At 35.8% G+C, this 12720-nt stretch carries 15 protein-coding genes; 14 read left to right on the top strand and 1 reads right to left on the bottom strand.

Features of this window, described 5'->3' with window-relative positions:
* Positions 1-79 precede the first annotated feature (79 nt).
* From hisC to BAQ48_RS01805, 12 genes are all read left to right on the top strand, one after another.
* A complete protein-coding gene (hisC, locus tag BAQ48_RS01860; RefSeq protein WP_071709775.1) occupies positions 80-1192 on the top strand; it encodes a histidinol-phosphate transaminase in 1113 nt (370 codons plus the stop codon).
* Between the two features lie 484 nt (positions 1193-1676).
* A complete protein-coding gene (locus BAQ48_RS01855; RefSeq protein WP_071709774.1) occupies positions 1677-2939 on the top strand; it encodes a tetratricopeptide repeat protein in 1263 nt (420 codons plus the stop codon).
* Positions 2940-3012: 73 nt separating this feature from the next.
* The gene (locus BAQ48_RS01850) at positions 3013-3549 is read left to right on the top strand and encodes a ReoY family proteolytic degradation factor (RefSeq protein ID WP_001095928.1); all 537 of its coding nucleotides are present in this window, start codon (positions 3013-3015) and stop codon (positions 3547-3549) included.
* 137 nt (positions 3550-3686) lie between these two features.
* Positions 3687-4163: a YpiF family protein gene (locus BAQ48_RS01845; RefSeq protein WP_116758451.1), complete on the top strand. Its 477-nt coding sequence runs from the start codon at positions 3687-3689 to the stop codon at positions 4161-4163.
* 140 nt (positions 4164-4303) lie between these two features.
* Entirely contained in the window at positions 4304-4816 is a 513-nt protein-coding gene (qcrA, locus tag BAQ48_RS01840; RefSeq protein ID WP_001290419.1) for a menaquinol-cytochrome c reductase iron-sulfur subunit, read from the top strand.
* Positions 4817-5491 (top strand): menaquinol-cytochrome c reductase cytochrome b subunit, encoded by a 675-nt coding sequence (qcrB, locus tag BAQ48_RS01835; protein ID WP_000932700.1) that lies wholly within the window; start codon positions 4817-4819, stop codon positions 5489-5491.
* Between the two features lie 43 nt (positions 5492-5534).
* Positions 5535-6302: a menaquinol-cytochrome c reductase cytochrome b/c subunit gene (qcrC, locus tag BAQ48_RS01830; protein WP_000554600.1), complete on the top strand. Its 768-nt coding sequence runs from the start codon at positions 5535-5537 to the stop codon at positions 6300-6302.
* A gap of 109 nt (positions 6303-6411) precedes the next feature.
* Positions 6412-7005 carry a lipoprotein heptaprenylglyceryl N-acetyltransferase LhaT gene (gene lhaT, locus BAQ48_RS01825; RefSeq protein ID WP_116758450.1) on the top strand — a complete coding sequence of 198 codons (594 nt, stop codon included), beginning with the start codon at positions 6412-6414 and terminating at the stop codon, positions 7003-7005.
* A 22-nt stretch (positions 7006-7027) separates the two neighbouring features.
* Positions 7028-7714 (top strand): lipoprotein intramolecular transacylase Lit, encoded by a 687-nt coding sequence (lit, locus tag BAQ48_RS01820; protein ID WP_071709771.1) that lies wholly within the window; start codon positions 7028-7030, stop codon positions 7712-7714.
* 107 nt (positions 7715-7821) lie between these two features.
* Entirely contained in the window at positions 7822-8610 is a 789-nt protein-coding gene (gene ypjB, locus BAQ48_RS01815; protein ID WP_071709770.1) for a sporulation protein YpjB, read from the top strand.
* Between the two features lie 102 nt (positions 8611-8712).
* Positions 8713-9396, top strand: a complete 684-nt coding sequence (locus tag BAQ48_RS01810) for a zinc metallopeptidase (RefSeq protein WP_011109966.1) — start codon at positions 8713-8715, stop codon at positions 9394-9396.
* A gap of 123 nt (positions 9397-9519) precedes the next feature.
* Positions 9520-10164 carry a uracil-DNA glycosylase gene (locus BAQ48_RS01805; RefSeq protein WP_071709769.1) on the top strand — a complete coding sequence of 215 codons (645 nt, stop codon included), beginning with the start codon at positions 9520-9522 and terminating at the stop codon, positions 10162-10164.
* Positions 10165-10191: 27 nt separating this feature from the next.
* On the opposite strand, the gene BAQ48_RS01800 is transcribed toward BAQ48_RS01805, so the two are convergent.
* Entirely contained in the window at positions 10192-11073 is an 882-nt protein-coding gene (locus BAQ48_RS01800) for a YitT family protein (protein WP_071709768.1), read from the bottom strand.
* Between the two features lie 503 nt (positions 11074-11576).
* Between BAQ48_RS01800 and BAQ48_RS01790 the strand changes: the two genes are divergently transcribed.
* Together BAQ48_RS01790 and dapB are read left to right on the top strand one after the other, a co-directional pair.
* Positions 11577-11918: a nucleotide pyrophosphohydrolase gene (locus tag BAQ48_RS01790; RefSeq protein ID WP_071709801.1), complete on the top strand. Its 342-nt coding sequence runs from the start codon at positions 11577-11579 to the stop codon at positions 11916-11918.
* Positions 11918-12718 (top strand): dihydrodipicolinate reductase, encoded by an 801-nt coding sequence (gene dapB / locus BAQ48_RS01785; protein ID WP_071709766.1) that lies wholly within the window; start codon positions 11918-11920, stop codon positions 12716-12718. Before BAQ48_RS01790 ends, dapB begins: the two co-directional genes overlap by 1 nt.
* Positions 12719-12720: the final 2 nt, after the last annotated feature.

Raw genomic sequence — 12720 nt, 5'->3', positions numbered from 1 at the left:
ACAGTTATAAAAAGAGATTGCAGTAAGGAACTATAACCGTATTGTAATTGAATTGAATCAAATGACTGGGGGAAGAAAAATGAGAGTGAAAGAGCAATTGTTAACTTTAAGAGCATATGTACCTGGGAAAAATATTGAAGAAGTAAAAAGGGAATATGGATTATCAAAAATTGTGAAATTAGCATCGAACGAAAATCCATTTGGTTGCTCAGCACGTGTGACAGAAGCGTTAACTTCTTTAGCGGGCCAATACGCGCTTTATCCGGATGGATATGCCTTTGACCTGCGAACGAAAGTAGCAGAGCATGTAGGGGTAAAAGCGGAACAACTATTATTTGGTAGTGGATTAGATGAAGTCATTCAAATGATTAGCCGTGCATTACTACATGAAGGCACAAATGTTGTAATGGCGAATCCTACGTTCTCGCAATACCATCACCATGCTGTTATTGAAGGAGCAGAAGTTCGTGAAGTACCACTAAAAGATGGCATTCACGATTTAGATGCGATGTTACAGCAAGTAGATGACAAAACGAAGATTGTATGGATTTGTAACCCGAATAACCCGACAGGTACATACGTAGAGAAACAAAAATTGCTTTCATTCTTAGAATCAGTTCCTAAGTCAGCACTCGTTATTATGGATGAAGCATATTATGAGTATGCGGGGGCGGAAGACTATCCGCAAACATTACCACTTCTTGAAAAGTATGAAAATCTTATGATTTTACGCACGTTTTCAAAGGCGTATGGCTTAGCTGCTTTTCGTATCGGATACGCGGTTGGTAATGCGAAGTTAATTGGACAGCTAGAAGTAGCAAGGTTACCATTCAATACATCGACTGTAGCGCAATCTGTAGCAATAGCTGCATTAGAAGATCAAAAGTTTCTAGAAGAATGTGTGCAGAAGAATGCTGAAGGTTTAAATCAATACTATGCATTTTGTAAGGAATATAACGTATTCTATTATCCATCTCAAACAAATTTCATTTTCTTAAAACTTGGTATTCCTGGTAATGAAGCTTTCGAACGATTAATGCAAAAAGGATATATTGTTCGTTCAGGTGCTGCATTTGGCATACATGACGGTATTCGTATTACAGTCGGTTTAAAAGAAGAGAATGATGAAATTATAGAATTACTGAAAGAGCTTGTAAATGAGAAGGTAAAGAAAGAGGAAACATATTCTTAAGAAATTGCGGTGGCTCCTATTATAGGAGCCTTTTTTATTTAAGGTAACGAAGCTCCACTTTTTAACAAAGATTGAAGTGTGCTAGTCAGGTTGGCTTTATATAACTTAATAATCAACGAGTGAAGTTATTTGCACGGTAATGAAAGAAAACGGTACAATAGAAAGTAGGGATGCGGTATCGGTGTCATATGAGAACCTTTTGAACAACGAGCCGTGCTATAAGAGAAAGTACAAGAAGAAGTATGCTCATTCTAAAGGTTGCGTTCTTACAGGGAGTTGCTTATGATAAAGTGAAACTTTAATTAGTGGGGGGATGTTTGTCCCCCGCTGATTATTAGCCTTCACCAATCGGGCTTTTACGGGCAGTTGATCCCCAACCTAACTTCTTTGCCTTAGCTGAATTTTGAGGTGGGGGTCCTACTGCCCGTTAATAGCGGGGTAAATGAACAGAAGAGAATATTTTTTAGAATTAAAGGAGACGTTTATGCAAAAGTTTGAACAAGCTGTTTCATATATTGAAAATGGAGAAGCGGAAAAAGGATTACAATTATTAAAAGAACAATTAAAAATTGCAAATGATGAAGAGAAGTATGATATCGCTCGTTATTACCATACACTTGGATTTATGGATGAGGCACTAACAATTACTGAGGACTTACGCCTACTGTATCCAGAAGAAAGTGAATTTACGGTATTTTTAGCAGAATTATATATTGATCTAGACAAAGAAGATGAAGCGATTGAAGTGCTTCATGATATTCCGGAAAATGATGATTTATATGTTCAATCGTTATTACTTGTTGCGGATTTATTCCAAATGCAAGGTTTTGATGATGTAGCGGAGCAAAAACTATTAAAGGCGAAAGAAATGATGCCTGACGAACCTGTTATTACGTTTGGATTAGCAGAATTATATAGTAGTAAAGGGGAAGAACAAAAGGCAATTACTCATTACGAGTCGCTATTAGCAGAACATAAAGTAATGGGTGGTGTTGTGATTGCACTTCGTCTTGCAGAAACGTTAAGTGCGATTGGAAACTGGGAAGAGGCAATCTCTTACTATGAAGCAGGCCTAGAAGAGCAAAAAGATATTCACTCATTATTTGGATATGCCTTTACATTATACCAAGGAGAAGAATATCAAAGAGCAATTGGTGCTTGGCAAGAATTAAAGGAATTAGACCCTGATTACGCATCGCTATACATGTATTTAGCGAAAAGCTATGAAAAAGAAGGAATGCTTCAAGAAAGCTATGAAACACTTCATGAAGGAATTAAAGTAGATGAGCTTTCTGTTCCGTTTTATGTAGAATTAGCGAATATTGCAGCTAAATTAGGAAAAGTAGTAGAAGCAGAAGAAGTACTTCAAAAAGCTCTTGAGTTAGATCCTGGACATTTAGGCGCAACATTGAAATATGCGTATATCTTAAAAGAACAGGAAAAGTATGAAGAGTTAATTGCAGTTGTAGAGCGTGCTATTGATAGCGGAGAGCCAGATACACAACTACTTTGGGACCTGGCGTTTGCAAAAAAACAATTAGAAATGTATTCGGATGCATTAAAACACTATGAAAGTGCATATACTTCTTTTAAGAATCATCCAGACTTCTTGGAAGAGTACGGTTATTTCTTATTGGAAGAAGGAATGCGAAAAGAGGCGAAAGAAGTATTTACCCAGTTAATACAACTAGACCCGACACAAATTCATATTGAAGAGTTGTTATATAATTTAGAGGATTTTTCATAAGTTGGAAGGAAACTGAATGCCGCTTCTTGAATCTAAAAAGAAAAGAGAAAGACAGAGGAGGGACTTAATTGCTATGAATACCCCTGTTTCTGTAAACGAGAAGAAGGATTTTGTAAAATGGTTTTTGAATAATTACCAACTGAAACAGCGTGAATGTGTATGGATTTTGAATTATTTAATGAGTCACGACCAATTAATGCATAAAGTCCACTTCGTAGAGCATGCAAAATATTGTCCGCGTGGCTTAGTAATGTCAGCGAATTGTGTGAAAGACACACCGTTTCACTTTTTTAAACAAAATGTTATGACAACAGATGCTGAAAAATCGTTTCATGATATTCGTTTAAATCGAGATGAAGATATTTATATTCAACTCAACTTTAAATCATCGTTTCAAAATGCAAACTATGTAGCTGTATTAGAAGAAAACCCATATTTACCAAAGCATATTGAAGTGAATGAAAAAGACCGTTTGCTGGCAGAGAGGTTTTTAGAAGAGAGTGTATTTTCATTTAGAAGAGAACGTCTTTTGAAACAAATTGATGAAGCGTTGGATAAGCAAGATAAGGAAACGTTTCATCGGTTAACGGCAGAGTTAAAAACTTTATAGAATTCATTTGAATTATTAAATTTTTAAAAGTTTCAGAATTTTTTCCGAGAAAAACTACCTAATATAGGTAGTTTTTCTTTTTTTACCTCTTTTAGTATGGTTTAATATATATAAAGTGAAAGTTCTGTTATTTCTGAATGAAGGAGGGAAGAGACTTGAAATGGATTGTAAAAGATGTGGAACAGTTTGAGCAAGCGAGAGAGTATGTAGATACAGGGATTATACCACTGTTATCAGTTTCGGCAGCAAAAGAAATGAAAATGGTTGTAGAACAAGGTGAATTTATTGAATTGTTGAGTATGGAGTTAGAAAGAGAATATAAAGGAAGAGTGCTTTTACTACCAGCATTTACGTATTTAGTAGAAAGTCAAAAGAAGGAAAAAGGTCGTTTGCAAGAATGGACAGATCATTTACAAAGGCAAGGTTTTAAGCACATTGCGTATGTTACAAGTGATTTTTCATGGAAAGAAGATATGCAAGATATACAGGGAGACTTATTTTGGTTTCCGTCATTAGCGCTAGAACAATTTAGTGATCAAGCAAAAAGAGAACTGATTCATGCACATATAAAAAATATAATGGTGATGTTAGAAGAAAAATGGGGAAAACAATAATAAACAGAAAGTTCTTATTATTATGAGTAGTATGATATTGACCTGTGCATGAGCGTATTATATCATGATAGTGTCCTAGTTTTTATTTTTTATATAATTTATCACGAGGGGACAATTTCTGATAGAGGGGGGAAATTTTCGTGAGCGAGAAAGAACATCGTGTGTCAAGAAGACAATTTTTAAATTACACACTTACAGGGGTAGGAGGCTTTATGGCAGCAGGTATTCTAATGCCGATGACGCGATTTGCGCTTGATCCGGTGTTAAGAAAAGAAGCGGGAACAGATATGGTTGCTGTTGCACAAGTAAAGGATATTACAACAGAACCAAAACGTTTCGACTTTAAGGTGAAGCAGGTTGATGGTTGGTACAAGTCTGAAGAGCCAAAATCAGCTTGGGTTCATAAAGATGAAAGCGGAGACATTGTTGCATTCTCTCCAGTATGTAAACATTTAGGTTGTACAGTTAACTGGAATTCGGACAAAGCACATCCGAATCAATTCTTTTGCCCATGTCACGGGGGCCGTTATACAAAAGATGGAATGAACATTAAAGGCACGCCGCCCCTTGCTCCACTCGATGTATACGAATCTAAAGTGAAAGATGGAACGCTTTATTTAGGCAAAGCGAAGCCAAAAGGGGGTGCAAAGTAGATGCTAAATAAAATTTATGATTGGGTAGATGAACGGTTAGATATTACACCAATATGGCGCGATATCGCTGATCATGAAGTACCTGAACATGTAAACCCAGCACATCACTTTTCTGCGTTCGTGTATTGTTTTGGAGGACTTACTTTTTTCGTTACTGTAATTCAAATTTTATCTGGAATGTTTTTGACAATGTATTATGTGCCTGATATTAAAAATGCTTGGGAATCGGTGTATTATTTGCAAAATGAAGTTGCATACGGACAAATTGTTCGTGGTATGCACCACTGGGGTGCTAGTCTCGTAATTGTAATGATGTTTTTACATACACTCAGAGTTTTCTTCCAAGGTGCGTATAAAAAGCCTCGTGAGTTAAACTGGATTGTTGGTGTTCTTATTTTCTTTGTTATGTTAGGTCTTGGTTTTACCGGATATTTATTACCATGGGATATGAAAGCGTTATTTGCTACGAAAGTAGGGATTCAAATTGCAGAGCAAACGCCGCTCATTGGTCCTTATATAAAAACATTACTCGCTGGTCATTCCGAAATTGTTGGCGCTCAAACATTAACTCGCTTCTTTGCTATTCACGTCTTCTTCTTACCAGCAGCACTTCTAGGTTTAATGGCCTTCCACTTCATCATGATTCGCAAACAAGGTATTTCCGGTCCGCTATAAGAGATTGCTAAATTAAAGGGGAAAGAACTAAAGGAGGGAGATTATGCATCGCGGCAAAGGGATGAAGTTTGTAGGAGATTCTCGGGTACCGGTAGCTCGGAAACCAAATATTCCGAAAGACTATTCTGAATACCCAGGAAAAACAGAAGCATTTTGGCCGAACTTTTTGTTAAAAGAATGGATGGTTGGTGCAGTTTTTTTAATCGGTTATTTATGTTTAACAGTGGCGCATCCATCACCGCTTGAGAGAATGGCGGATCCAACAGATGCAGGATATATACCACTTCCAGATTGGTATTTCTTATTCTTGTATCAGTTATTAAAGTACTCGTATGCTTCTGGTTCATTTACTGTAATTGGAGCATTTATTATGCCAGGGATTGCGTTTGGAGCATTATTGTTAGCTCCATTTCTTGATCGAGGACCAGAAAGACGCCCATTGAAGCGACCTGTGGCAACTGGATTTATGCTTTTAGCAATTGCATCGATTATCTTTTTAACTTGGGAATCTGTAGCACATCACGACTGGGAAGCTGCAAAAAAACAAGGAGCGATTGTAAAAACAGCACCAGTTGATAAAAATGATGATGGATACAAGTTAATGCAAAAAAATACTTGTTTAACATGTCACGGTGACAATTTACAAGGCGGAGCGGCAGCACCGGCTTTGCAAAATTTAACTTTAAAACCAGAAGAAATTGCTAAAATTGCGAAGGATGGAAAAGGTTCAATGCCTAAAGGAGTATTTAAAGGTACAGATGAAGAACTGAAAAAGCTTTCGGAATTTATTGCAAAATATAATAAGAAGTAAAAAAAGCTGACTACAAATTTTGTAGTCAGCTTTTTATTTTGATGACAGTAAGTTTGCTATATAATAGAGTAGAGTTTGATGAAAGAATGAAAGGTGTTGGATGTACAGCTTGGTTTACTTGTATGCAATGTTAAGACAACGCTCGGTATTATTATTTTTATTGGCTGTTAATATATTAGGTACAATTTACGGATTTATATGGTATGGAAATCAATTAAAAGAAACTTCACCTATATTTTGGCCGTTTGTACCAGATAGTCCTATGGCGAGTCTCTTTTTTGTCTTTGTTTTAATTGGTTTCTTAATAAAGAGAAACTGGGGATTAATAGAGGCGCTAGCAATTGTTACTTTAATAAAATATGGTATATGGGCTGTGGTTGTAAATGGGGTTATGATTTATGTAAAAGGTCCTATTGGTCTTATGGGATATATGTTAATGCTATCGCATTTTGCAATGGCAGTGCAGGGAGTGTTATATGCACCATTTTACCGTATAAAAAAATGGCATTTTGTAGTGGCAGGTATATGGACATTACATAATGACGCAATTGATTATTTATTTTGGCAAATGCCGAGATATGGCATTATGCATTTGTTTGTAGAGAAAATTGGTTATTTTACATTTTGGTTAAGTATTGCTGTGCTGTGCATCACATATTATTATTGCTTACGTGAGAACAGGAAACAGTTTTCTTTATGGTAGTGAGAACATTTAGGGGGAGAAAATGAAGAAAAATAAGAGTGGTACAAAAATATTGGATCGATTGATTACGATAGTTGTTTCATATAGTATCGCATTTTCTATTTTTGCACTTGCAACAATGGCGGTTGTATATGGGAAATGGCTGTATTATTTTGAAATTGATTTTTTAAATATTCCAGATTTAGCGGATATGACGAAGGATGAAATTAAGAGGAATTATGATGTGCTTATTACATATTTATCTCCGTTTTATGACGGGGCATTACAATTACCAACATTAGATATGTCTACAAATGGGCGTATACATTTTGTAGATGTTAAAAATATTTTAGTAAAGATTCAATATGTGATGTATGCGACAATTATGATAGTAGTGATAGGCGGCGTTTATTTATTAAAAAGAAAAAACGAAAAGTTTTTACTGCACGGATCGATTTTAACGATTATATTTCCGATAGCACTGATGTTACCAATTGCTATTAATTTTGAAAAGAGTTTTGTATTATTCCATAAGCTTTTATTCAGTAATGATTATTGGATGTTTGATATTGAAACGGATCCAATTATATTAATGCTACCGGAAGAGTTCTTTATGCATGCTGCATGTGCTATTTTATTATTCATTTTAAGTGGTAGTATACTTTGTTTCAGTTTGTATAGATATTTCGTAAAAAAGAAAAGGGGTTCAAAGAAAAAATTCTCTGTTTAAAGAGAATTTTTTTGTTTTGAAAACGATAATATATTTTTCAGTCCAGTTCTGTTCTATTCTTGTCCAATTCAACATATTTTGTACTAGTAGTTATAGGGGGGACCGGGATGAAGAGAACATTAATTGGATTGATCGCATTTCTAATTATAATGTTTCCGTTACGTATATATGCTGAAGAGTGGAGTGAGTTAACAGGATTGTTAGACGACTCATTACAATTAGTGAAGCGTAATGAAGATGAAAAAGCTGTGCAAGTATTACAACATTTCTCGGAGCAGTTTGTAATAAAGGGAAATGAAAAAAAGCAAGAGGTAACACCAGATCAATTTAGAGTCATTTCTTTAGCTTACGACAAGGCGAAACAATCTCTCTCGGAAGAGGATTTAGGTAAGCAAGTAAAAATTGATAATGTGTTAGCACTACAACTTGCTGTTGATGCACAAGTATCGAAATATCAACCACTTTGGATGGAAAGAGAAGGGAAAGTAATGGATGCCTTTTCTCAAATGGAAAAAGCGATGAAAAAAGAAGATACCGGGCAGTTTCAACAAACGTTAAATACATTTTTAAAGGAATTTAATATTATTTATCCAAGCCTAATGATTGCCCTGCCGGAAAACGAGGTGCAACGTGTAAATGCTCATTTATCTTATTTGGACGAATTTCGTAACGTAATGTTAAAAACGAAAGGCGGTCAAATGCAATTAGGAATTATTAAAGGGGATTTGCAAAAGATATTTCACACAGTAAAAAAGGATGAAATTGGCCCCTCTCTCATTTGGTTTATGACAATTACTGGAGGGCTTATTTTATTCACATTAACTTATGTTGGATGGAGAAAGTATAAAGGAGAGAGAGAGAAACGAAAAAGTAATATGCATTCTAAAAATAGATAATACGGATAAATAAAGATATGGATTGTAAGGTTTATTCATTGACAATAATGGCAGAAGAAAATAGAATGAGAAGTACTATAATTAAAACTTCAATGGAGGTTCATGATGTTTTATTTAATTTACTTCGCGATCATAATGATCATACCGTTGTATGCACAGTCAAGAGTACGTAGTGCCTATAGCAAGTATTCACAAGTTTATTCAACATCAGGTATGACAGGAGCGGAAGTGGCTCGAAAAATTTTAGATGAAAATGGATTATACAACGTAGCTGTGGAAGAAACACCAGGTCATTTATCAGACCATTATGATCCAACTGCCAAAACGGTTCGATTATCAACAGATAACTATTACGGTCATTCAGTTGCTGGTACAGCAGTTGCAGCACACGAAGTAGGACACGCGATTCAAGATGCACAAGATTATAACTTTATGCGTATTCGTCATTCGTTAGTTCCTGTAGCCAATTTTGGCTCGAATATATCATGGGTATTTATTATGATTGGTATATTTGCGACAATGTCAAAACTATTGTTATTAGGAATTATTTTAATGGCAGCAGGTGTTGTGTTCCAACTGGTTACATTACCAGTTGAGTTTGATGCATCAAAACGTGCAATGCAACAAATCGAAGCGCTAGGTATCGTATCCACAGATGAATATGGCCAAGCTCGTAAAGTATTAAATGCGGCAGCATTAACATATGTAGCAGCTGCAGCTGTAGCGGTATTTGAATTATTACGTCTCGTATTAATGTATACTGGTATGCAGCGTAGCGACGACTAAAGACTATCAATTATGATAGTCTTTTTTTATTATTTGTAATAAATGGATAGGATAAAATGAAAGAAACGTTGTAAGAAAATCAAAATACATATAAGCAGCGTATGATAAAGGCAGGTGAAGATGGTGCAATATCCAGACGATCTAGTAAAACAAGTGAAAGAACGTAGTAATTCTTATCAATTAGAAGGTTTTTTAAGGGGACAAGGTCCTGAAAATCCAAAATTTATGTTGTTAGGAGAAGCGCCTGGTGAAACAGAAATTCATAATGGGATACCGTTTAGCGGGAGGGCAGGAAAACAATTGATGGGTTTTTTAGAACGGATTCAAGTTACAAGGGAAGAAGTATATATTACGAGCGCTGTTCGGAGTAGACCTTATAAATGGCGAGAGAAAAAAGAACGAAATGGTGAAATCATACAGAAAAAATATAATAGAACGCCAAATCAAGGGGAAATAATTGCGCATGCACCTTTGTTAGATTATGAATTAGAGCAAATAAACCCGAAGCTTATCGTAACGCTTGGAAATATCGGTCTTCAACGTTTAACAGGAAAAAATAAAAAAATAACAGATGTACACGGAAAATTATTAAAACAACCCATTCAAAAATTAAAGGATATGCAAAGTGCAGAGTTTACATGGTCAGAGAAAGAATATCATATTTTTCCGACCTTTCATCCAGCTTCAATTTTTTATAACCGGAGTTTATTGGAGTTGATTTATGAGGATTTAGAGAAGCTGAAGCAACATATATCAATAAAAAACTAGAAAAGCTAAGCAGCTTTTCTAGTCATATTAATTATGTAACGGTTTTTTATTTTCATCTAATGTAAATCCTTCGCCAACTACATCATGTACATCACTTACAGCAACAAAGGCGTGAGGATCTACAGAAGTAATGATATTTTTTAATTTCACGATTTCATTTTTTGCAACGACGCAATACAATACGTTACGTTCTATTTTTGTATAGGATCCAACAGCTTTTAAAAAGGTTGCACCGCGCTCCATTTCGGATAAAATTTTTGCAGCAATTTCATCGTTTCTATCCGAGATAATAGTTGCTCCTTTAGCTGCATAAGCACCTTCTTGCATAAAATCGATGACTTTTGCGCCGATAAAAACAGCAACTAACGTATACATGCCTTCGCGATAGGATAAATAGGTAAGCATAGAGACGACAATAACGACGGCATCAAACATAAACATCGTTTTTCCCATACTCCATCCAAAATATTTGTGAGCTAGCCTTGCAATAATATCAACACCGCCAGTAGTACCGCCGTACTTAAATATAATTCCAAGCCCGATACCGATAAATGCTCCAGCGAATAAAGCAGCGAGTGTCATATCATTTTGCAAGTTTAAATGTAAGTTGAGTACTTCGTAACGCTGAAAAACCCATAGGAATAAAGATACGCTAAAGGTACCTATTAATGTGTACAAAAATGTCGTTCGACCGAGTAACTTCCAACCGATAAAAAATATAGGAATATTCAAAATTAAGTTTGTATAGGAAGGATCAAGCGAAAATAGAAAGTATAATAATAGCGTAATACCAGTAAAGCCACCCTCTGCAAGGTGGTTTTCAATATTGATATTCACAATACCGAAAGAGAAAATAGCGGAACCGATTAAAATGAAAATGATATTTCGGATCTTCAAGTTTGCTTTCATATAGAAATCCCCCTAATTATGTAATGATTGGCAGTGCTCCGCTGAAACGATAAAACATAATAAAAAGTTATTTCTAGTTGTTGGTGAAAATAGTAAAATTCCGTAGGGCCCGATTGGTGTGGGCTGATCTTTTGCCAAAACCAAGCAAAAGAAGTTTCACTTTACCCCGTTCCAACGGCAGGTAGGAGATAAAGCACTGAAGAAAGGCGAACTAGCCGTAGGAACCCGATTGGTGTGGGCTAATCTTTTGCAAAAATCGCAAAAGAAAGTTTCACTTTACCCCGTCCCAACGGCTGGTAGGAGATGGAGCAAGGAAGAAGTACAAACCAGCCGTAGGGACCCGATTGGTTCAACTAATCTTTTGCAAAAATCGCAAAAGAAAGTTTCACTTTATTATAGTCTATCCAAAAAAGGGTCGCAAATAGGTGTTTGGCGGGGAATAATATTTGTCAAATCGCGATGAATTGGCTAACATGAAAGAGGAAGGATTAGAGGTGAATTGTATGGAAGCAAAAACGATGAAGGATATGCAGAAAGAAGTAGATGCATATATCGGTCAGTTTAAAGAAGGTTATTTCAGCCCGCTTGCAATGATGGCTCGTTTAACAGAAGAAATGGGAGAGCTTGCGAGGGAATTAAACCATTATTATGGTGAGAAACCGAAGAAAACAACTGAAAAAGAACGAAGTATTGAAGAAGAGCTTGGAGATGTATTGTTTGTTATGATTTGTATGGCAAATAGTTTAAATATTGATTTAGAAACAGCACATAACATTGTAATGGAGAAATTTAATACACGTGATAAAGATCGTTGGACACGTATTGATGAGGGAGAGAAAGAATAATGAAAGAAATTAAAGTAATTATCGCTGGGCCAAGAGGACGTATGGGACATGAAGCAGTCCTTCTTATGGAAAGAACAGAACATTTCAATTTAGTAGCAGCAGTGGATTATAAGCATGGTGGAGAGAAGATTTCCGATTTACCTGGTATGCCGATGTTAGACACACCAGTTTACGCAGATTTACATACTTGTTTAGATGAAGTAGAAGCAGATGTATTATTAGATTTAACAACACCAGAAGTTGGAAAGAAACATGTGACACTTGCAGTTGAACGTGGACTTCGATCTGTTATTGGTACAACTGGATTTACTGAAGAAGAACTAAAGCAATTAACAGAAAATGCAAAAGAAAAAGAAGTAGGAACAATTATCGCTCCAAACTTTGCAATTGGTGCAGTTCTTATGATGAAATTCTCACAAATGGCAGCGAAGTATTTCCAAGATGTTGAAGTAATTGAATTACATCATGACCAAAAATTAGATGCACCATCTGGTACAGCTGTAAAAACGGTAGAGTTAATCCGTCAAAATCGTGTGCCAAAAGAGCAAGGACATCCTAATGAAACGGAACAATTAGCAGGAGCACGTGGTGCAAATGTAGATGGTATTCACATTCATAGTGTGCGTTTACCAGGACTTATTGCGCACCAAGAAGTAATGTTCGGTGGGGATGGACAAATGTTAACAGTTCGTCATGATTCATTTAATCGTGCATCATTTATGTCAGGTGTAAAACTATCAATTGAGACAGTAATGAACCTGGATCATCTTGTGTACGGTTTAGAAAATATTATCGACTAAAG

The sequence above is a fragment of the Bacillus luti genome, assembly GCF_001884105.1.
Lineage (GTDB): Bacteria > Bacillota > Bacilli > Bacillales > Bacillaceae_G > Bacillus_A > Bacillus_A luti.
This window is presented reverse-complemented; position numbering and strand designations above follow the sequence as displayed.